The organism is Aeromonas sp. 3P (assembly GCF_051919745.1).
In the GTDB taxonomy this organism is placed as follows: domain Bacteria; phylum Pseudomonadota; class Gammaproteobacteria; order Enterobacterales; family Aeromonadaceae; genus Aeromonas; species Aeromonas veronii.
This window is the reverse complement of the sequence record NZ_JBQBED010000001.1, coordinates 245,557-267,528: the sequence shown is the minus strand read 5'-3', so window position 1 is coordinate 267,528 and position 21,972 is coordinate 245,557. Positions and strand designations below refer to the sequence as shown.

General features: G+C 48.4%; 19 protein-coding genes. 6 read left to right on the top strand and 13 right to left on the bottom strand.

What is annotated here, in order from left to right:
- Window positions 1-60: 60 nt before the first annotated feature.
- From ACTG19_RS01180 to ACTG19_RS01170, 3 genes are all read right to left on the bottom strand, one after another.
- Window positions 61-459, bottom strand: a complete 399-nt coding sequence (locus tag ACTG19_RS01180; protein ID WP_216954379.1) for a hypothetical protein — start codon at window positions 457-459, stop codon at window positions 61-63.
- A 96-nt stretch (window positions 460-555) separates the two neighbouring features.
- A complete protein-coding gene (fdhF, locus tag ACTG19_RS01175; RefSeq protein WP_421250192.1) occupies window positions 556-2,700 on the bottom strand; it encodes a formate dehydrogenase subunit alpha in 2,145 nt (714 codons plus the stop codon).
- A 46-nt stretch (window positions 2,701-2,746) separates the two neighbouring features.
- Window positions 2,747-3,346 (bottom strand): 4Fe-4S dicluster domain-containing protein, encoded by a 600-nt coding sequence (locus tag ACTG19_RS01170; RefSeq protein ID WP_439988613.1) that lies wholly within the window; start codon window positions 3,344-3,346, stop codon window positions 2,747-2,749.
- A 488-nt stretch (window positions 3,347-3,834) separates the two neighbouring features.
- Between ACTG19_RS01170 and ACTG19_RS01165 the strand changes: the two genes are divergently transcribed.
- Together ACTG19_RS01165 and ACTG19_RS01160 are read left to right on the top strand one after the other, a co-directional pair.
- Window positions 3,835-5,568 (top strand): hypothetical protein, encoded by a 1,734-nt coding sequence (locus tag ACTG19_RS01165; RefSeq protein ID WP_439988612.1) that lies wholly within the window; start codon window positions 3,835-3,837, stop codon window positions 5,566-5,568.
- 304 nt (window positions 5,569-5,872) lie between these two features.
- The gene (locus ACTG19_RS01160; RefSeq protein WP_439988611.1) at window positions 5,873-6,184 is read left to right on the top strand and encodes a hypothetical protein; all 312 of its coding nucleotides are present in this window, start codon (window positions 5,873-5,875) and stop codon (window positions 6,182-6,184) included.
- Between the two features lie 25 nt (window positions 6,185-6,209).
- Here the strand turns inward: ACTG19_RS01160 and ACTG19_RS01155 are convergent, their stop codons facing one another.
- Complete coding sequence (locus ACTG19_RS01155) at window positions 6,210-7,250, bottom strand: IS481-like element ISAs19 family transposase (protein WP_101615945.1); 1,041 nt, start codon at window positions 7,248-7,250, stop codon at window positions 6,210-6,212.
- A gap of 88 nt (window positions 7,251-7,338) precedes the next feature.
- Between ACTG19_RS01155 and ACTG19_RS01150 the strand changes: the two genes are divergently transcribed.
- Both ACTG19_RS01150 and kup read left to right on the top strand, forming a co-directional pair.
- Entirely contained in the window at window positions 7,339-8,472 is a 1,134-nt protein-coding gene (locus ACTG19_RS01150) for a hypothetical protein (RefSeq protein ID WP_439988610.1), read from the top strand.
- Window positions 8,473-8,966: 494 nt separating this feature from the next.
- Complete coding sequence (gene kup, locus ACTG19_RS01145) at window positions 8,967-10,835, top strand: low affinity potassium transporter Kup (protein WP_216948705.1); 1,869 nt, start codon at window positions 8,967-8,969, stop codon at window positions 10,833-10,835.
- A gap of 223 nt (window positions 10,836-11,058) precedes the next feature.
- On the opposite strand, the gene ACTG19_RS01140 is transcribed toward kup, so the two are convergent.
- The gene (locus ACTG19_RS01140; RefSeq protein ID WP_439988609.1) at window positions 11,059-12,252 is read right to left on the bottom strand and encodes an alginate lyase family protein; all 1,194 of its coding nucleotides are present in this window, start codon (window positions 12,250-12,252) and stop codon (window positions 11,059-11,061) included.
- Window positions 12,253-12,395: 143 nt separating this feature from the next.
- Here ACTG19_RS01140 and ACTG19_RS01135 point away from each other — a divergent pair, with 143 nt between their 5' ends.
- Complete coding sequence (locus tag ACTG19_RS01135; protein WP_439988608.1) at window positions 12,396-13,313, top strand: IS5 family transposase; 918 nt, start codon at window positions 12,396-12,398, stop codon at window positions 13,311-13,313.
- Window positions 13,314-13,434: 121 nt separating this feature from the next.
- Here ACTG19_RS01135 and ACTG19_RS01130 read toward each other — a convergent pair whose 3' ends face one another.
- From ACTG19_RS01130 to ACTG19_RS01100, 7 genes are all read right to left on the bottom strand, one after another.
- Entirely contained in the window at window positions 13,435-14,064 is a 630-nt protein-coding gene (locus tag ACTG19_RS01130) for a bifunctional 4-hydroxy-2-oxoglutarate aldolase/2-dehydro-3-deoxy-phosphogluconate aldolase (protein ID WP_005351553.1), read from the bottom strand.
- 14 nt (window positions 14,065-14,078) lie between these two features.
- The gene (locus ACTG19_RS01125; protein WP_439988607.1) at window positions 14,079-15,044 is read right to left on the bottom strand and encodes a sugar kinase; all 966 of its coding nucleotides are present in this window, start codon (window positions 15,042-15,044) and stop codon (window positions 14,079-14,081) included.
- The gene (locus ACTG19_RS01120; RefSeq protein ID WP_013723795.1) at window positions 15,034-15,561 is read right to left on the bottom strand and encodes a YgjV family protein; all 528 of its coding nucleotides are present in this window, start codon (window positions 15,559-15,561) and stop codon (window positions 15,034-15,036) included. The genes ACTG19_RS01125 and ACTG19_RS01120 overlap by 11 nt, the downstream gene beginning before the upstream one ends.
- 52 nt (window positions 15,562-15,613) lie before the next feature.
- On the bottom strand, window positions 15,614-16,375 hold the full coding sequence (gene kduD / locus ACTG19_RS01115) for a 2-dehydro-3-deoxy-D-gluconate 5-dehydrogenase KduD (RefSeq protein ID WP_005351548.1): 762 nt from the start codon (window positions 16,373-16,375) through the stop codon (window positions 15,614-15,616).
- Window positions 16,376-16,466: 91 nt separating this feature from the next.
- On the bottom strand, window positions 16,467-17,303 hold the full coding sequence (gene kduI / locus ACTG19_RS01110) for a 5-dehydro-4-deoxy-D-glucuronate isomerase (protein WP_224969994.1): 837 nt from the start codon (window positions 17,301-17,303) through the stop codon (window positions 16,467-16,469).
- A gap of 120 nt (window positions 17,304-17,423) precedes the next feature.
- On the bottom strand, window positions 17,424-18,818 hold the full coding sequence (locus ACTG19_RS01105) for an OprD family outer membrane porin (protein ID WP_224969993.1): 1,395 nt from the start codon (window positions 18,816-18,818) through the stop codon (window positions 17,424-17,426).
- A gap of 24 nt (window positions 18,819-18,842) precedes the next feature.
- A complete protein-coding gene (locus tag ACTG19_RS01100) occupies window positions 18,843-19,589 on the bottom strand; it encodes an SIS domain-containing protein (RefSeq protein WP_421276791.1) in 747 nt (248 codons plus the stop codon).
- Window positions 19,590-19,773: 184 nt separating this feature from the next.
- Here ACTG19_RS01100 and ACTG19_RS01095 point away from each other — a divergent pair, with 184 nt between their 5' ends.
- On the top strand, window positions 19,774-20,871 hold the full coding sequence (locus ACTG19_RS01095) for an ISAs1 family transposase (RefSeq protein ID WP_439988606.1): 1,098 nt from the start codon (window positions 19,774-19,776) through the stop codon (window positions 20,869-20,871).
- Here ACTG19_RS01095 and ACTG19_RS01090 read toward each other — a convergent pair.
- The gene (locus ACTG19_RS01090) at window positions 20,777-21,970 is read right to left on the bottom strand and encodes a glycoside hydrolase family 88 protein (protein WP_439988605.1); all 1,194 of its coding nucleotides are present in this window, start codon (window positions 21,968-21,970) and stop codon (window positions 20,777-20,779) included. The genes ACTG19_RS01095 and ACTG19_RS01090 overlap by 95 nt on opposite strands.
- Window positions 21,971-21,972 lie beyond the last annotated feature (2 nt).

The window sequence follows — 21,972 nt, the reverse complement described above, 5'->3', positions numbered from 1 at the left end:
CCTCTCCTCTTCGCTGGCTGCGAGTTTCGAGATGGCGTTTGCTGCCCATCCATCGGCAGTTTATGAGGTGATGATCCGGCTGTGGCAGCACTTCAGGCCACCGAAGATAAATAGGGCCGACAGGCTCTGGAAGGCCATCAGCAGCCAGCTGGCGTTGTCGGCAAGCTCGGCGGCGACGCTCTGGTGCGTGAGGTAGATCAGCAGGGTGATCACCCCCAGCAGCAGGCCGTTGATCAAGGTGGTGGAGATAAACCCGATCAGCCAGGCACTGGAAATACTCAAGGCGGAAAATACGCTGCTCATGGCGAGCCGCGCTGCCATAAAACAGCCGAAAAAACCGAAGCCGAGCAGAAATATCATCTCGTCGTGCCAAATATAGCAACCTATTCCCAGCAATATCGCCGCCAGATAGGTGCCAATATAGAAAAGTCCGAATAAGCGACCAATTTCATGTTGCATCATTTACACCCCTTTCTTTGGGTAATAAAAGGGTGCCCGACTCGATAAATCCGAGTCGGGTTCCCTTATTTGTGCAGAACCTCTTTTTTAGGGCGATCAGCCTTTGGCTGCGCTGCGCAATTTCGCCTTGAGCGCGCTGTATTCAGTCTGGACGTACACTTCCGCCTCAGGCTGATTGTCAATGCGCTCGATCTTCACCGCGCAGTACTTGTACTCCGGCGTGTGGGAGACGGGATCGACGTGCTCGATAGTGAGCTCGTTACAGGCCCCGATCCACCACTGGTAGGTCATGTAGACCACCCCGGCGTTGACCCGGTCGTTGTAGTTGGCCCGGGTAATTACCTTGCCACGGCGCGACGAGATCCAGACCAGCGCCTGATCCTTCACCCCGAGCTTTTTGGCATCGCTCGGGTGGATCTGCACATAGCCAGGCTCATCGGCCAGGGTCTGCAGCGCCGAGCAGTTGCCGGTCATGGAGCGGCAGGAGTAGTGACCCACCTCGCGCACGGTGGAGAGCACCAGCGGGTACTCGGCACAGGGCTGCTCCAGCGGCGGCCGCCACTCGGAGGCAATCAGCTGACCCTTGCCGCTCGGGGTGGTGAACACATTCCCCTCGAACAGAGTGCTGGTGCCGGGGTGATCCTCGGTCGGGCAAGGCCACTGCACGCTCTTGAGATCGGCCATCTTGTCGTAGCTGACCCCGGCATAGAGCGGGCAGAGCGCACGCATCTCGTCCCAGATCTGTTCGGTGTTGTGGTACTCCATGGGATAGCCCATGGCGGTCGCCATCAGCGAAAAAATGGCCCAGTCCGGTTTGACGTTCTCGGGGGGCGTCACCGCCTTGTAGAAGCGCTGGAAGCCGCGATCCGCCGAGCTGTAGACCCCTTCATGCTCGCCCCAGCTGGTGGCGGGCAGAATGACGTCGGCCATCTCGGCTGTCTGGGTCATGAAGATATCCTGCACAATCACCAGCTCCATCCCCGCCAGAGTGCGGCGGAATTGACCGAGATCTGCCTCGGTCTGGGCCGGATCTTCACCGAAGATGTAGAAGGCCTTGCACTTGCCCTCCTCCACCTTGTGGCCAAGCTCGGTCAGGCGATAGCCGGGCTTTTGGGAGAGGGACGCCACGCCCCACGCCTTGGCGAACTTGGCGCTGATGGCGGGATCGGCCACCGACTGATAACCCGGGAACTGGTGCGGCAACATCCCCATGTCACAGGTGCCCTGCACGTTGTTCTGACCGCGAACAGGCCCGCAACCGGTGCCACGGCGACCGAAGTTGCCGGTCAGCAGCGCCAGACCCGCGAGCCCCTTGACCACGTCCACCGCCTGACCGTACTGGGTCACCCCCATGCCCCACAGGATCATGGAAGCAGGCGACTCGGCGTAGGTGCGAATGGCGGCGCGGATATCGGCGGCTTTCAGGCCAGTGATCCCCTCCACATATTCCGGGGTGTACTTGGCCACCGTCGCCTTGAAGGTCTCGAACCCTTCGGTGTAGTTGGCGACAAAGGCCTTGTTGTAGAGCCCTTCATTGATCAACACGTTGGCGAAAGCGTTAACCAGCGCCATGTTGGAACCGTTTTTGAGCGGCAGCCACTGATCGGCGATACGGGCGGTCTCCACCATACGGGGATCACACACAATCACCTTGGCCCCGTTTGCCTTCGCCTTGAGGATATGGCGGGCGACGATGGGGTGAGAGTCAGCAGCGTTGTAACCAAACACCAGCAGGCACTTGGTCTCTTGAATTTCGGGAATGGCGTTGCTCATGGCGCCGTTGCCTACAGTTGTCTCCAGACCGGAGACTGAGGGTGCGTGTCACACCCTCGCGCAGTGGTCGACGTTGTTCGTCCCAATCACCGCACGGGCAAATTTCTGCATCACATAGTTGGCTTCATTGCCGGGGCCACGGGCAGAGCCGGTGGTCATGATGGCGTCCGGGCCATATTTCGCCTTGATGGCAGAGAGACGGCTGCTGGCGAACTCGATGGCTTCGTCCCAGGAGACAGCCTCGAACTTGCCACCTCGCTCGCGGCGGATCATCGGGCTCTTGAGACGGGGGGTCAGCAGGTTGGTGTCGTTCAGGAAATCCCAACCGTAATAGCCCTTGAGGCAGAGCTGCCCCTCGTTGGTCCGGCCGTTGGCGCCTTCGGCCCCCACCACCTTGTCGTTTTCAACCAGCAGGTTGATTTTGCAACCGGTGCCGCAATAGGGGCACACGGTAATGACTTTTTTCATGACTCACACTCTTGTTTGTTAACGAAAAACGGCTCGGCAAGCTCGCTCACACCCGCGCCAGCATCGCCAGCAGTGCCTCGGCACTGGCCAGCTGTTTCTGCCGGTTCAGGGTTTCAAGATGCTCCGGCGTGACCAGCCGCAGCGCCTGGGTCGGACACACCTCGACACAGGCCGGGCCCGCCTCGCGGTGACGGCAGAGATCGCACTTGAGCGCCTGCGCCTTGGTCTGCTGCCGCTTGAAGAGCGAATCGGCAGTCGGGGGCACCTCTTTGAGCACCACCGCCATGGCGCCGTAAGGACAGGCCACCACGCAGGACTTGCAGCCGATGCAGCGCTCCTGCAACACCTTGACGCAACCATCCTCGCTGACGATGGCATTGTTCGGGCAGGCCATGGCGCACGGCTTGTCTTCACACTGGCGGCAGAGCACCGGCGTGGTCACCTTGCTGCCCACGATCACCTTCAGGCGCGGCTGAAAGTAGCTGTCCCTGGAGACCAGATGTCCATCCTCGATGGCAAGATGCAGGCCGCCCTCCCGCTCAAGGGTCCCGCTGCAAGACCCTGACTGGTGTGAAACGGCGCAGGCCACCTCACAGGTACGACACCCAATACAGAGACTGGGATCTGCAATCACGAAGCTGTTCATAGAGAGGGATCCTAAATGGTTCGTTACACCGGGCCGCCCGCCGACAGGCAAAAAGGCGGCCAGCCCCCCACAAAGCATTTATCAGACCAAAACGGGTCAAGGGTGCGATAAAAATTCACAACCATCTGAAAATAAAGGAGTAATCAGAAAACGTAGCGCGCTGTTTATCACCGCTGACGAGGGTGACGACGGGGTGGGAAGTGTGATCGACACGACAAAAGTGACGAGCTCGACACCGGCTGACAAAGGCGTATCACCCTGCCCTTTCAGCTCAAGCGAACAAATAACAACCAATCAATGACTAATTTATTGATCTTGGACAGATTTTGCACCGATCGCCCTTTTTAGCCCCTACCCGATTGGATAGCATGCTTCAGTTGGCAACTAATTTCGTTAGAAGTCGTTTCCATTCAGAAAGATAACAAAATACGACCACGGTAAAAATATAATACCCGTACAAAAATAAATATCTAGGAGATGCTAGTAATATGGAAAAACTAAAAGAAAGCATAGTTGAAAATTACATAAATGGTTCTCTCTTGGATTTTATCGATGATTATTACGATCACAATAATGATGATTCCAAGTCATTAATAAATTTGCTTTCAGAGTTACATAACAAACAACAGATAAACATTATTGAAGTGTTTTCAACGCTTAAAAACATACCGGAAAACCATGATTTCTTTTCAAAAATGAATATTTTTGAAAAAATCTTACCTAATTTAGATACTTCTATCATAGATATTGTCGAATGTGTCAAAAAAATCACATTGGAAGCAGGCCAAGATATGGCTGCCTATATGCTTATAGATCCTTTGATTGAACTATGTAAAAAAAACATTAGCTATCCTGATGAACTCTTTTATTTTTCCTTATCAAATGTTGATCCGGATTTTGACTCACTATCAATAGCGCTTCAAGCTGGTGCGTGCATCAACGAGAAGGACTATATAGAGAAGGGCATTAATCTTTTAAAGAATAAAAACTCTAAGGTTGTTGAGCGAGCATTATTTTCTCTTGGTAAAATAAAGTATCAAGACCATAAATTATTAACACTAGCTGCAACTGAGATCATTAATTTAACTTCTTCTACGCCATCAGATAAAATCCTAGCAATATCACTGAGAGCGTTAATAAACATTTATTCTCAAAATAACTCTTTAGAAAATTTAGTTTTAGAATTCCTATGTAAACACCCTAACAATTTTGGAGAGCTGTATATTAACACAGCGGCTACGATAATCGCCTATAACTATGAAGTTCTGAATGATAAGTTAATAAAAGTATTGTTTGATATCTGCTGCCATGTGAAACCAGAAAATATACAAACAGTAAACATTGTTGACTATGCATTAAGGAACTTATTAAAACAAGGAGGATTCGCTGAATGTGTCTCTTATATTGAGAAGCTATTCTCATTAACGGAGTACAAACTTTCCATTAAAAACCTGAATAGTTTTACCAATGAAATACACAATCATCCAGAAACCTACTTATCATCATTAATTACACGATGGCTAATTTCAAACAATTACTATCTATGTAAAAATTGCAGCAATCTATTTGATAGAAGAGAGTCCGATGCATCAATTAAATTCAATAAAGAAATGCTATCTAAAATTAGCCATCAAACCTATATTACATTAGCTAAAAGAGCATGTGGCTGGTTTTTTATTAGACCCAAGATTGCAATTGGACTTATTACCTCGTTAATGTATTATGCCCCTGATGATGCTTTAGGTGAAATCAATGAAATTATATTTAACCCTTTATTCATAAGTTATCCTGGAAGTATGCGTGAAAGCATAAGTCAGCTTAAAAACTCATCAGACCATCGAATGCGTAAGATAGCTGAAGATATATTAGTATCTTTCGATAAATATCAAGATGCAGTAGAGAAAGCCACAGATTTAAAAGAACTAATTCCTAGTGAACAAGATCGTCATACCTATAGAAGACATCAAAATAGATTAATGGATGACTCTATCAAGCAGGCAAGATCTAAATCTTTCTTCTCATCAATATTTTCTGGGAATGAATCTTTTCTTCTATATGGGAATAAATCTATTCACTATATCCAACATGGGGAAGATAAAATTCGTCAAGAAATTCCTCTTCAAGAAATATCTCACTCAATGCTGCTAGCTTCTATGCTAAACCTTGATCCACATTGTTTAAACAAAATGATATTTCAATTTAAAATAGAGGGATGTAATTAATGAAATTAGTAGTAAGACAGTATCTTGCATCACTTAAAGAGCGCGGTGAACTTGATTCATTATTACCAGACCTATTATCTCAAATTGGATTAGAGGTTTTTTAAAACCAGGTATAGGTAGCAGACAATATGGTGTCGACGTTGGAGCATTTGGTAGGCTTGCTGACGACATCGAAAGCAAAGTATATTTGTTTTCCGTAAAATCCGGGGATCTAGATAGAAAAGACTGGAGCAGTGGAAACCCACAAGATTTGAGACCCTCAATAGAAGAAATAATAGATGTATTTATTCCCACGAGAATCCCTGTGGAATACAAAGATAAGCCTATAGAAATCTGTTTATGCTTTGGTGGAGAAGTAAAAGAAGAGGTTAGAGCTAACGTTAGTATGTTTTTAGAAAAACATAAAACTGACTCTGTGTCTTTCTCTGAGTGGAATGGGGACAGATTAGCTACATTAATTGAACAACACATGTTGCGAGAAGAGCTTTTACCAAAAAACTGTCGTGTTTTATTACGTAAGTCACTTGCAATGATAGATGAACCAGAAATTTCTTTTAAACACTTCAAAATACTGGCTGCCAGCCTTACAAATTGTACAGATCTAGTTATCACCTGACACCGGCCTCAAACCGGTGTCTTGTTTACGCTACTTTAGTGCGCACTTCCTTCGGTATCAATTTCAGACCCTTCTTGAACATGCTGTAGGGGGTCTGACCCTCCATCATCCTGCCCTGATGTGGCCGCTCGGTGTTGTAGTGTTCCAGGTAGCTATCCAGGTCTGTCTGCATCTGCTCCACCGACTCATACCAAGTCGTTCTCCCCTTGATACGGAAGTGTTCATCCAGCAAGGTTCGATGTAGCCGCTCGATAAAGCCGTTGCTCTGCGGCCTGCGCACCTTGGTGGTTCGGTGCTCAATCCCCTCCAGTTGCAGGAACAGCTCGTAGGGATGATGGTCAGGGCGCCCGCAGAACTCGCGCCCGTTGTCCGACAGGATGGTATAGACCCGTGCCTCGTGGGTTTCAAAGAATGGCAGCACTGTTTCGTTGAGCACATGGACCGAGGTGATGGGCAGCTTGCTGGTGTAGAGCCGCCCCCAGGCGTGGCGGCTATAGCAGTCCAGCACGGTTTGCAGATACACCTTACCGACCCCCTTGAGCGCGCCGACGAAGAAGGTGTCGACCGCCACCAGTTCCCCGGTGTAGTGGACCTCAATCTGGCGTTCTCGGAACTCGGGACTGAATCGCTCGAGCAGGCGAATTTGCTCGTCATTGAGCTCAATCGTTTGTTCCCGATGGGTTTTCTCGAGACGTAACAAGCGGTCGTGTTTGGAGAGCAAATCGTGACGTTGCCACACGCCACGCACGCCGCCGGCACTGACGTTGATGCCTTGCAAAGCCAGTTCTTGCGCGACCCGCAGCGGGCCGTGAGTAGGCCTGGTGAGGGAGTAATCGAGGATGGCCTGCTCAATCTCGGGAGCGACCCGGTTGGGATGAGCCCCTTTACAGCCGGGCAGTTTGTCGAGCAAGCCCTCGGCGCCATAGGTCTGGTAGTTACGGCGAATCTCGTAGAACTGCTGGCGGCTGTAGCCGATGAGCTTGCAGGCTTTGCTGACGTTATTGAGCTCTTTGGCGAGCTCTAGCAGGCTGAGTTTACGACGTGCTACTTTCTCGTTGGTGGTCATACGGTGACTCCGGATAACACGGTAGGGGTACCGTTTTGTTATCCGGTTTGAAGCCGTATGACCACTCCCTTTTGTGGGCAACTGTCAGGTGAATACCATCTCCATACATACAAATGTTAAGGAGTCAAAACCTAACCAGATTTTAACTCGCATCAGACAACTTAATCTTTGTTTATGGATTTTATACTCATGGTGTCGGGAACAAAATAATTTAGAGAGTGCATTTTTATCTTCTGAATTCACTATTTTAAACTCTTGGGATGCGACTAAGTTTGCTTTTGACAAAAAAAACAAAATAGCAATTGAGACATTAAATGCATTGGACTCTATTTTCAGGCTGAATTTACAAATATCTAGTCAATACATAGAAGACAAGATCTTGCCACATGTAGACAATTTATATGCTTTATCACATGCAGTTAGGCCGTCTTGTCCTGTTGACGTCAATTTAAAAATGTTCGATTTACTAGGTCGAATTTCACTATATGGATTCTGGCTATACTGGTTTTTATCAAATTCAGAACCTAATTCAGAGTTATCGAAAGAATTTGAAGAATCGATATTAAAAACCCAAAATGCGATAAAGAGACTTGTTGTAAACAACCCTATACTCTTTACACCTTACAAAGATGAACAAGCGATAGATCTAACTTTGGCATTGTTTTTCTTATATATGAACTCCACTCACTGGAATGATATTAGCTCTTGGTTGTTGTATATGACTCAAGGTATACATCATCTTTTTCATCAAAACGACTCATATCCAACTACTATTTTGAGTTATGCCGAGCTAATTGAACACCCTATTGACAACTCCAATGAATATAGAAGAAGTGTCACTAAAGGAGCTGTTTTATATCCATACATTTCTTTATTTTCCATTATCACCAATAATATTCAGCCATATGATAATGTTAAAAAAATAAAAGATGAGTTTTTATCTCACTGTAATTTTCAAGTTTTCTTTCTAGATGAGTCTTCAGAAAAACACTTTTATAAGTATGATTCCATGCATGGCTCAACATTATCACACGTATGCATAGACGACACACCAGAAAATTTTATCAAACAATTAATAGATGAATGCGCCTCCTCAAATAAAATTTATGAAATGAGTGCCTATAAACATAACTTCTGGCCATTAATACTCACAGGTTGTAGACACTATCGATTACCAATACCTATGCATTTCATTATTGACACATATAAACAAATCTCTTAATAGCTTTTAGTTCATTAGGGTACAATAAGCGCAGTTTATTGTACCCTACATTTATTTCTTTCTGGCAAATAAAGACTCCATTGCTACTCATCCCCCTCCCCTTTGCCATCCTGCCAGTATTTAATTAGTGATTACTTTATCGTCTATTTATTATCCATTTTGGTAAAAGAGAGTGGCCAAACCACTTCGCTAGATAAAACAAACAGTTGCCTGCATTGTCGCGGCCTATTTCAATCGCCGGATAATTAATTCTCTTACTCAAATTGAACTTTTGATTATTTATAACTGAGCATAGTCCCGCAGAGTGTGTGTCATTATAAGCTTAATGACAGATGAACAGACTGTGTTCCATGACAAGCAGATCACTATTCCGTTAGCGCCCTTTCCCATCGCAATCCATTAATTCTCTCCCGATTAAATATCACGACTCTCTTGGTAGGTCGGGCAGCTGTGCGTTGGCAAACGTGTAAACATCAAACTGACAAGATGAACTCATGAACTGTGATAAACAACAAGCCACTCCCGGCGTTATGCTGGCGGCGATTGGCGTAGTCTATGGCGATATCGGCACCAGCCCGCTCTATACCTTGCGCGAGTGCCTGTCAGGTCAATTCGGGTTCGGCGTCGAGCCGGCCTCCATTCTCGGCTTTCTCTCGCTGATCTTCTGGCTGCTGATCCTGGTGGTGTCGGTCAAGTACCTCTCCTTTGTGATGCGGGCCGACAACGCCGGCGAGGGTGGCATTCTCACCCTGATGTCGCTGGCGACCCGCAACGCCTCCACCCGCTGGACACCGCTCCTGATCATCCTCGGCCTGATTGGTGGCAGCTTCTTCTATGGCGAGGTGGTGATCACTCCGGCGATGTCGGTGATGTCGGCCATCGAGGGTCTGAGCATTCTCACCCCCGCCCTCGACCCCTATATCGTCACTCTCTCGGTGCTGGTGCTGACCCTGCTGTTTGCCATCCAGAAACATGGCACCGCCATGGTGGGCAAGCTGTTTGCCCCCATCATGCTGATCTGGTTTATGACGTTGGCGGTGCTGGGGCTGCGCGGCATCATCCACAACCCCGAGGTGCTGGGGGCGCTCAACCCCATCTGGGCGGTGCGCTTCTTTGTCCAGTACCAGACCACCTCCTTCTTTGCCCTCGGCGCCGTGGTGCTGGCCATCACCGGGGTGGAGGCGCTCTACGCGGATATGGGCCACTTTGGCAAGAATCCAATTCGCCTCGCCTGGTTTATCGTGGTGCTGCCCTCGCTGGTGCTCAACTACTTCGGTCAGGGGGCGCTGCTGCTGAGCAACCCTGCCGCCATTGCCAACCCCTTCTTCCTGCTCGCGCCGAAATGGGCGCTGGTGCCGCTGCTGCTGCTGGCAACCATGGCGACGGTGATCGCCTCGCAGGCGGTGATCTCCGGGGTCTTTTCGCTGACCCGGCAGGCGGTGCGCCTCGGTTATCTCTCCCCCATTCGCATCGTTCATACCTCCGAGCAGGAGTCCGGCCAGATCTATATTCCGGTCATCAACTGGATGCTCTATATCTCGGTGGTGATCGTCATCATGAGCTTCGAGCACTCCAGCAATCTGGCTGCGGCCTACGGCATCGCCGTAACCGGCACCATGGTGCTCACCTCCATCCTCTCCTGCTCGGTGGCCAAGAACAGCTGGCACTGGAACAAGTATCTGGTGGCCATCCTGTTTGCCGCGCTGCTCTGTATCGACGTGCCGCTCTTTGCCGCCAACCTCGCCAAGATCTTCTCCGGCGGCTGGCTGCCGCTCACCCTGGGCGCGGTGATGTTCACCGTGATGACCAGCTGGAAGAGCGAGCGTTTCCAGCTTATTCGCCGCCTGAACGAGCACGGCAACTCCCTTGAGCCGATGATCGCCTCGCTGGAGAAATCCCCGCCGACCCGGGTGGCCGGCACTGCCGTCTATATGTCGCGGGTGGTCAATGTGATCCCCCATGCGCTCTTGCACAACCTCAAGCACAACAAGGTGCTGCACGAGCGGATCATCCTGCTCACCCTGCGGGTGGAAGAGGTGCCCTACGTCCACAATGTGCGCCGGGTCTGCATCGAGCAGCTCTCCCCCACCTTCTGGCGGGTGGTGGCAAGCTACGGCTGGCGCGAGACCCCGAACGTGGAGGAGATCTTCCACCGCTGCAACGCCGAGGGGCTCAGCTGCCGGATGATGGAGACCTCGTTCTTTATGGCCCACGAGTCGCTCATCATGAAAGACCGCCCCTGGTATCTCTATCTGCGCGGCAAGCTCTTTATGCTGCTGCAGCGCAACGCCCTGCGGGCGCCGGATCAATTCGAGATCCCGCCCAACCGGGTCATCGAGCTGGGTTCGCAGGTTGATATTTAAGCGATGCAAGCCACACCAGTGGCTTATGTCAATCAGCTAAAATTCCCTATGCTTTTCATGCCTGGTTTTAAATATCGTAGTGAAGTCGATGAAAGAGACCGTAATGGTCATAGAACAAGCCCGAACTGATACCTGAGTAGCATGATCGTAATAAAATACGGCCTGTATTTACAGGCCGTACCATCTCCTTGTTATGCATCTATTAACCTGCATAACGTTTATGTTATTTAGTATGAGTTAGCTCTTCCCATAAATAATGAAAGAAACCTTGCGGCCGTTGACTACCATTTTCAAGGAGCCATTTTTCAGTATTGGGGAGATAGACACCATTTATTTTAGATAAGTGGTTATACGCAATGTGCATAGTTCCTTTCAATCCACCTAAAACAGGAACATTCATGCCACATTCGTTTAGCAAATCACGGTTCCCGGCCATATCTAATGCAGCATTAAATTCCATAACCGAGATAAACCGCTCTTTTTCTTGACTATATAGATCAACACCTTGCACATAGGCAGTTTGTGCCGTATTAACAAACCCAGCTACTCCATAAGCCAGATGCTCCAAATCTCTACACGTTTCTTGTGCATGACCTTGTTTTAATGGTGTTGTCTTATTAGTGATACTCCAATATGAGTTGAATTTATCTAGTTCATCATGGGAATAACAGCCTGCTATTGGTTTTGGCAAACCACCATCAGAATATAAGTAAACATATGTTGGAAAATACTTATGGAATCGTTCTAAAGATTCATCGAACAGTTTTTGATCATCAAGGAAAACTGCAGAATTTAATTTTGCTTCCGTGATGACGGCCTGCCAATTCCCAAAATGACAATCTGTTTTTTGTCCATTTATATCGTCAATATAACGACTTCTAAGCATATGCTCAAATTTCTTTATTTTATCTGAATTCCATTTTGAACTGCCGTCGATAATATATGTATGTTTGATTATCTCAGCAGCCCTAGCCCATACTGCGGCAGCCCATGATGCCTGAAGTGCTTGGTTTTGCCCAGTGTGATGCCCTGTAAACTGTTCAGACCAAGCATTCATTATATTTATCGAGTTTTCGGCATACACATTATCCCCGCTATATAACCAGGCGAGAGCTTGGGTATATGCAGCACGAGCATCCTCTCTCTCTATTTTGCAGCGTTGGGCAATTCCCTCGCCATCAGGACCACCACACGCCATGCTGTCCCATTTGGCAGTGGGCAAATAGCTTCGATTAGCTAATGGGGAGACAAGCATATTTTTATATGATGAGAACCATGGTTCAACCTCATTGGAAACTTTTTGTCTAACAAATTCTATGTCTGTTTTATTAAGTAATACGCCGGGATGTTCAAAAGCGAATACATTATGTGCAGCACAGAGTAATGAAAAAACAAAAACAAGCTTTTTTACTTTCATAACGTCTCCAATGTCTTTATCGCGACAAATCCTTCATCAATTACAGTAAATGGGCGGCGTTGTTTCCCAAATCGATGCAGCTTGAATGGAACTAACTGAGGACTCGGTGATCTGATCACCACCATCCCCTTCAAGTCTGCATCATGGGCACATCGCTTCACCCCATCACCAACTGGCCTAAATACAACAGGTCTCTGATTAACCGTGGTTCACTCACCTTCTGGGTTGATGCCGAGGCCATGAGCAACTGGTTTCACCACGACCATCATGGGCGGCGGGGCCGCAGCCAGCTTTACACTGACCAGACCATCTGTACCTTCCTGATGCTCAAGGGGATTTTCAACCTCACTCTGCGGGCCACTCAGGGACTACTCGACTCCCTGTTCGAGTTGATGAACGTACCGCTTTGTGCCCCCGATTACAGCTGTGTCAGCAAGCGAGCACGCACAGTGATGGTCGCTTATCGACAGCCCCCAAAGGGGCGCATTACCGACTTGGTTATCGACTCAACCGGGCTGAAGGTGTTTGGTGAAGGCGAGTGGAAGGTCAGAAAACACGGCGCTGAGAAGCGGCGGGTCTGGCGCAAGTTACATCTGGCAGTAGACCCGGTGAGCCACGATATCGTGGCGGCGGAAGTCTCGCTGGAGAATGTCCATGATGCCGAGGTGTTGCCGACCTTGCTCAACCCACTGCGGCGCAAGCTGGGACGTGTTTATGCGGATGGTGCCTATGACAGCAAAGCCAGCCATCAGCTTATCTCGCACAAAGGGGCGACAGCCTGTATTCCGCCTCGTAAAAACGCTGGGTTATGGGAAAAGGGACATCCAAGAAATGAGGCGGTGCTGGTAATGCGCAAGGAGGGGCTAGTGCACTGGAAGAAGATGTCGGGATATCATCGGCGCTCGCTGGCAGAGACGGCGATGTATCGGTTCAAGCAGTTGATGACGGGCAAAATCAGTCTGCGTAACTACAACGGCCAAGTGGGAGAGATCATGGCCTACGTGTGTGCGATGAACAAACTGAATGCCCTTGGTCTGCCTGTCAGAAAGCCCCGAGTGTAGCTGTCACCTGGGGCTGGGGAAGTTGTGGCTTGATGGTTGATTTGGGAAACAACGCCTAAATGGGCCACAAATTCATCCTCGTCACCATGTGACCCACCATTGCTTAGTCAGCCCTATAAAATCACTGGGACAGAAATGCCACCGCTTCACGAGTGAGTCGGCCAATCTCTTCCCACTGTTTCTCTGCGATCAGTTTCTTGTCGACCATCCAGGATCCACCACACGCGATGACCCGCGGGATCGCCAAGTATTCATTGATATTGTGAGGCGAGATCCCACCGGTGGGCATCAGCGTGATCTGGGTATAAGGTGCCAGCAGCGCCTTGATCATCGCGCTACCACCCGATGCTTCGGCAGGGAAGAACTTCAGGGTCGTCAGCCCCATCTCTAGCGCCGCTTCAATGGTGCTGGGGTTATTGACCCCCGGGATGATCGGGATGTCGAGCTCCTGACAGGCCTTGACCGTATTGGGGTTAAAACCGGGGGAGACGATAAAGGTGGCGCCCGCCTCTTTGGCGGCGATCACCTGCTCACGGTTGAGCACGGTGCCTGCGCCAATCAGCATCTCAGGTTGGCTCTGGCGCAGCAGCCGGATCGCCTCGGCCGCGGCAGCGGAGCGGAAGGTGATCTCGGCAACCGGCAGGCCGTTATTGGCCAGCGCCGCCCCCAGTGGAATGATGTCTTCAGCCTGCTCGATGGCGATCACCGGGATCACTTTCAGGGCTTGCAGTTGTTCAGTAATGGATGACATTCGGTTGACCTCGTTTAGTGTGATGCCGGTTTGATGAAGCTGTCGGTGACACTGCGGGTGGCACTTTCCGGAATAATTGCCCCCTTGTGCTGAATGACGATCCCCGCCAGTCGGTGGCCCATGCGGGCGCACTCGTCGATCGCCTGTCCTTGCAGGTAGCCAGCCAGAAAACCGGCATTGAAGGAGTCACCGGCCGAGGTGGTATCCACCACCTTGCTGACCGCTTGGGTAGGAATAGTGATGGTGGGTTCCCCGGTTTGCAGGGCCTGGTAACAACAGCCAGCTGCCCCCTGTTTGACCACCGCCTGCTGCACCCCAGCCGCCTTGAGGCGCTGCAGGGTCTGGGTCATATTCTCGTCCCCCCACAAGGCCTGCTCATCGTCGTCGGTGACCAGGGCCAGCGTAGTGATGGCCAGCAGTTGCTGGTAACAGGCCCGGGCGTCGGCCGGACTCTGCCACAGGGCGGGGCGATAGTTGCTGTCAAAGATGATCGCCACACCCGCCCGGTGCAGCTCAGCCAGCCACTGCAGCAGCGCCTGCCGATCTGCGGCGGGCAGGATCGCCAGCGAAATGCCGCTGAGATAGAGCGCATCCACGTTGCTGACGGCCTGCTTGAGCTGCGGCAACTGCCGGTGCTGCATCAGATAACGGGCAGCCGAATCATTGCGCCAGTAGAGGAAGGTGCGCTCGCCGTGCTCATCAAGCTGGATAAGATAGAGGCCTGGATGGCGCTGTTGATCGATGAGCACCGCGCTGGTGTCGATCCCGGCCTGTTGCCAGCGCGCGATGATTTGCTGGCTGAGAGGGTCTTGGCCCATGGCGGTCAGGTAGCTCACCTGAATATCGGTGGGTTGGGAGGCACGCGCGAGATAGATGGCGGTATTGAGGGTATCGCCCCCAAATGCCTGCTGCATGTCACCAAAAGGCGTGCCATTGAGTTCAATCATGCACTCCCCGAGCAGGGCAATCTTACTCAACATAATCGATTTTCTCCTTGTTTATCCGGATCCCATAAACCGTTAAAATCGTGTAACTGTTGATGAGGAAAAAACCCCCTTCCAATAAAATTCCCCCCCATGATCCCGCCCAGATATTGTGGATCAACCAAACGACAGTGCTGGCCAGCATACATAACCGCAGGGGCCCACCATCCAGCCGAAACAAAGCGTAAGTACTGAGCGTTGTTCCCAACACCGTCAGAAACTGCATGGGATGTTCCAGATATGGAATTACAAGACCACATGATGCAATCATGAATATCAACATGACTGCTTGGGTACGGTAATAACCTGACACCCACGTTCTCACCGCACATAACAGACAACTAATTGCAGCAGCTACCGCGCCCAGCATTAAAAAATGTATCGATAAAAGCGCACCATTGAGGCAAAGCAGTGATCGCAGTTTCATATCTTGCCGTTGTATAAATGCCAACGCACCAATCATACAAGCCAGCAATCCGATCAATTGCGCTAACATCTCAACATAATTAGTCATACAGTATTCCAGAAAAACGCCTATCAGGTGGTAATGCAGCAATGCTTGAGCATTAACGAGCCAGCCAGCCACCATCCACGGCTAGGGTATAGCCATTAATATAATCTGAAGCTGATGATGCTAAAAATACCACTGGCCCCATCATGTCATCCGGAATCCCCCATCGACCAGCAGGAATACGCTCCAGGATGGCAGCATTACGATCATCATCAGCACGCAGTGCAGCGGTGTTATTGGTTGCCATATAACCGGGAGCAATAGCATTCACATTGATCCCATGACTAGCCCATTCATTGGCCAGCAAACGGGTCAGTCCCATTACTCCACTTTTTGAAGCCGTATAAGAGGGAACGCGGATCCCGCCTTGATATGAAAGCATGGATGCGATATTGATGATTTTTCCACCATTTCCCTGTGCCATAAACTGCTTGGCAACCGCTTGCGACATAAAGAAGAGGCTCTTGATATTGATGTCCATCACCTCATCCCAGTCTTTTTCACTGAAATTGATCGCATCATCACGGCGAATAATACCGGCATTGTTAACCAATACATCAATGTGACCAAAATGCGATACGGCCTGCTCAATCAACAGTGGCAGCTCGCTAACTTTACTGACATCAGCCTTGAGACTCAAAAACTTTTGGCCAATCGCTTCAACTTTGATCATTGTGTCCGTTGGTTCAACAATATTGATACCAACAATATCACAACCAGCTTGTGCCAAGCCCAATGCCATTCCTTGTCCAAGGCCCGTATCACAACCGGTTACGACGGCGACTTTACCTTTCAGATCGAATGCGTTAAGAATCATGCTATTTCCTATGGCACGAGATTACGTGCACCAGATTTAAAGTAAGATGCCGGTCGAAACGAATCGACCGGCAACATGGATATACGATGTTTTAGCGCAGGTCCTTGATAGCAACATGATCCATGTCACCAAATACCTGGTTTTCACCGACCATACCCCAGATGAACGTATACGCCTGTGTACCCACACCAGAATGGATAGACCAACTGGGAGAAATGACTGCTTGCTCATTTTGCACAACAATATGGCGAGTTTCAGCTGGCTTACCCATCATATGGAATACGGCAGCATCGTCCTGCATATTGAAATAAAAATAGACTTCCATGCGGCGCTCATGAGTATGGCACGGCATAGTGTTCCACAAACTACCATCCTCAAGTTGGGTCATCCCCATCAGCAGCTGACAGGTTGGCAATACATCAGGAACCAGATACTTGTAAATAGTACGGCGGTTGCTGGTAGCAGCATCACCCAAGGTTGTCGGTGCAGCTTCATCCTGAGTGATCTTTCGAGTCGGGAAAGCAGTATGTGCCGGGGCGCTATTGTAATAGAATTTTGCAGGTTTATCGCTGCTAACACTGGCAAAACTCAGTTCACGGGCACCCTTGCCAACATATAATGCCTCGGCACTACCAATTTCGTAGGTAGCACCATCAACCATAACAATCCCCGGGCCACCGATATTAATAAGTCCCAGCTCACGACGCTCCAAAAAATAGGTCACACCAAATGCCTTGCCAAGATCATTGGCAAAACCCAACTCTGATGTAACAGGCATTATTCCGCCAAAAACGATACGATCAATATGGCTATAGGTCATACTGACTCGATCGGCCGCAAAAATATCCTCAACTAAAAATTCGTTACGCAAGCCGTCGGTATTAAGTTGCTTTGCATGTTCGCTATGAATACTTTCACGAATATCCATGATTTATCTCTTGTATCAGGTAGATAGTAAAGAGTGATGATATAGCCGATGGGCTATCAGTCATGTAGGTGTACATTCATCATGTAGCGCCATCAGCTATCAACTCTCATATAGAATGCATTAGTTCAACAGGCTCAAAGAGTGAGTAAAAATAACTCTGATATCATTTCTGTCTTGCTTGGCGTTGGTGTCTTTAGACCTGAACAGTGCCGGCAGTACCGTCATATTGATATCCTTCACTGCACCCGCATTAAATTTATAGGTGATCAAAAAATCCAATGACTGCATGGTGCCATCATAAGTTCTCTGCTCTTTTACTTTCGACACATCAGATACCACGTGCCATGCATAGTTTGCGGACGTACCAAGTGTTAGATTCGGGAGGCCAAAATCGAGCATGTTATATTTGATGCCAACCTTAACAGCTTTCGCTCCTGCCACATTATAATCTTCTAATGAGGATAATGTTTGCTGGAAATCTCGTTTGTCAGAGTTAGCCCATGGTGTCAATCTAAAATTGTAATCCTTAGTTGATTCTGATTTATTTTGGCTATATCCAGTAAAATATGTCACGTTATCTTTGGCAAGTGAGAGGCCAGCACCAACATAGTACTCCAGTGATGGATCTTTAACGTTGGATTTTTCCTCAAGATATTTACCGCCCTGGTAATAGCCAGTGGAAGTCAGAACCGCACCATTATCAAACTTATGATTATCTGTCACCAACAGATGCCAGTTCTTCCGATAACCTTCACCTTCACCATATGCCAGGTCATACAAGGTGTCACCGGTATTATATGAAATGCCCGCCGAATGAATATAGTCAATAATCTGTCCTGGTTTAACACCACTAAGATTTGATGCTTCATTCTGGTGCCAGGTATTCGTCATATCATGGAAAGAATCTGTCCAATCATTTCTGAATTGATCTGCCCACGCATATGTCAACTTCCAGTTATACAATGCCAGTGCGCTATCAATACCACGATAGGCATGAGGGTTTAGGCCCCAGCTATTCTTGATAGTACCTGAGTTTATCGTTGTATATCCACCTGACATTTTAAACAAAACATTGTCATCACCATACTTTGCCTTTAACGCAGCAATGGGGATAGCAGCATAACTGCTCTCACAAGGATTTAATGTACCATCACCTTTGCAATCGTAATCATAAAGCAGGATTTCAGATTGACCTACCGACGATCCCAGCTTGATATTGCTGGCAGCCATAAAGTCCAAACCAATAATGTCTTTATAATAGCCACCATTAAAGTCAAGCGCGATATTGGCAGTCTGGTTCTTAATGCCGCCCTGAGAGCCATCAGCTGAATATGAACCTGTATTAGCATCCTTAACATCACGATGTCTAAAATACAAAGCACTATTGAGACTTAGCCTTGAGTCATTAATAAATGCCTTTTGAAAATCATCGCTGACAGCACTGGCGTTAGCATTTCCATATACGGACATCAGCCCCAACATAATCAAGGTTGGAGTAAAAACCTTTCCTTTCATAGCTTGTCACCTTTAGAGGATATTTTAATTATTAGCGGTTAACTCTGGAACTTTGTCTTTATACCGTTTCAGAAGTAATTTATTATGCTCGGACGAACCTGAAATGTTGCCACTTTTAAATACTGGAGGATTTATACCAGCATCAGCCATCTCTTTTATTAATTCAGAAAACAATGACTGAATGATATATATACCATTAATCGATGATATTGGTGTGAACGATGTACAATCACCGTGATTCAAAATTGCATCACCAATAGGAACATTATTATCAATCGTGATGCAAGCCACATCTCTTAGGTTTTTCCCGGAAGAGTGTCGAGATGATTGCGTATCACAATACTGATAGCTGGTAATTCCTATCGTCAATGCACCATACGATTTTGCCCAGCTAATTGCTTCCACTGGAGCAGGATTAATACCAGAAGTAGATATAACAATCAGCGCATCTTTATCAGTAATATTATATGCCGATAATTGCTCTGTGATATACCCTTCTTGCTTCTCCAAGTATGACGATCTTGCGGCACCTTCATGCAACATCAACGGCTCAATAAAAATTGGCCGCACACAGGCAATCCCGCCAGCCCGATAAAAAACATCCTCAGCAAAGATATGTGAATGGCCACAGCCAAAGATATAAATTATGCCATTATCACAAACTTTATCTGACAGTTTTCTAGCAATATCAGCAATAATCTGACGCTGTGATTCATGAATGGTTGACAAGCTCTTCATTACGCAATTAAAAAATGTATCTTGCATTTTCATTACCAATAAGTTCGCCATTGATTTGAATAAACTCGATACAGGGCTTCCATATAATAGTAGTCCCCCCATACGTTACATTCATCTATGCCTTTGCCTCAGGGCGGGATCGCACTTTGTTAACAAACTTTGAACTGGCAGATCGTCTGTGATCTAATCGCTCCCCTAGTCCAGAGGAGCTCAAGCCATGACACTCATTGAACATCTCACTCTCGTTGAAGAAACCCGTTCAGATATCAACCGCAAGCATGATTTGGTGGACGTGATGTTCCTCGTCATCAGCGCCATCATGGCCGGAGCTGAGGGCTGGCGTGATATCCAGACCTTCGGCGAGTCGAAAGTCGATTGGTTGCGCTTATATCGCCCCTTTACTCATGGCATTCCGCGTCGTCATACCATCGCTCGCATCCTACGGACCATCGTCGTCGAGTCCTTGCTCGAAGCCTTACTCGGTTGGGTCAATGAGCGCCGCACCCACAGCGGCAAGCCCCTCATCGCATTCGATGGCAAAGTGTTGCGCGGGGCCTATCGCAATGATGCCAAGCAGGCGCTGCAACTCGTCACCGCTTATGACACCGAAAATGGGCTGGTGCTTAGCCAAAAAGTCACCCCCTCCAAGCGTGGCGAACTCGGCACCGTCAAGGCGATGCTGGATGTCCTCAACTTGAAAGGGGCGGTAGTCACCCTGGATGCACTGCATTGCCAGCGCGAGACACTGGAGAAAATCAGTGAGAAAAATGCCCATGTGGTGGTGCAGGTGAAACACAATCAGCCCTTGCTGCGTCAGGCGGTGCAGTCCCAATTTCAGGCGCTGTTCGATGCGGGAAAAGAGAAGGTCGTGGTCGAGCACAAAGAGTGCGGCCATGGCCGGGAAGAAGCGCGCTATGTGTTTCAGTTGAAGGCCAAGTTACCGCCTGAGCTGGCCGCAAAATGGCCGACGATTCGCAGCATTATCGCCGTTGAACGGCACCGGACTATCAACGGGAAAGGCACGGTGGATACGTCCTACTATGTCAGTTCACTGTCTCACAAACATAAGCTGCTGGGTCACTATATCCGGCAGCATTGGCGGATAGAAAACAGTCAGCACTACATTCTGGACGTGGTGTTTGGTGAGGATGCGTCCCGGATAGCCATGGAGGATGCCGTGGAGAATATGGCCCTGTTTCGACGATTCGTGATGAACATTCTCACTCAGAGTCAATGTGGCGCGCCAAGCCAGCGAAACAAGTTGAAAAGAGCGGGCTGGGACGATGATTATCGGGCACAGTTATTCTTTGGTTGAAAATCAAGCAAAGTGCGCTCCCGCCCTGGCCTTTGCCTAGCGCAAAGGCATAGACACCATGTTTCAATAACCCGTCACAATCCTCATCATCTCTCGATGTCATGTGGTCACTGAGGCATTTCAGTAATTTTCGAGAGATATGCTGGTAATCTGCATGCTCAAATAACTTGCTCGCTTCAAGCAGCCCACAGATGGCAATTGACAATGCTGAGCTGTCTCTGGGTTGATTATTCTCAGCCTTAAAATGGAGATCCCAATATGGAATGCCATCTGCAGGCAAATGTGAGAAAAAGTACTCACATACTGCCGTATATTTTTCACTATTAACCAGTTCTGGATGATACTTATAAGTTAATGGCAACCCTAGCAGAGCCCATGCCTGACCACGGGCCCAGCATGATGAGTCACTATAGCCCTGAAATGTTTCACCTTTCAGCGGCAACTTACTGACTCGGTCAAAAAAATAGGTATGATAACTTGAATTATCTTCTCTGAAGATATTTTCAGTCACTCGCTTGAAGTGATTCACTGCTACGCTAGCGTAATTATCATCACCTGATATTTCGTGAGCCCGATATAACAGTGGTAAGTTAATCAATGAATCGATGATGAGTCGATATTCTTGATCATTATCCATCCCCCCCCAAGCTTGAATAAATTTAGCATCAGAGTGATATCTGGCAAGCAACTTGTCGGCTGCCAATACAATGGCGGAGTCGAACTCTTCAGTTTTAAAGACCTGCTTGGCAGCAAGCAATGACAGGCTGTAAAGAAAGCCGATATCATGGTGATCCAATACAACATGATTCGTCAATCTGGACACAAAGCTATCGATTATTTCTTGCAACTTGTTTTTAAAAAACACATCGCCAGTAAACTCATATGCGATGAGCAACATGCCGGTCCAAAATCCATTGGTCCAATCGTTGTTCTCTTTTAGCAAATACCTGTTATTAACAGCACAAGCTGAAGGAAACTTGTCACCCATCTTTATTGCAAGGGTTTTAATCTTATGACAAGCCCATCTCAACTCATCTTTGACTTCCACATCAGTAATTGGAGTCAAGGCATCAAACTGAGCACTATTTAGCTTTTTCATTT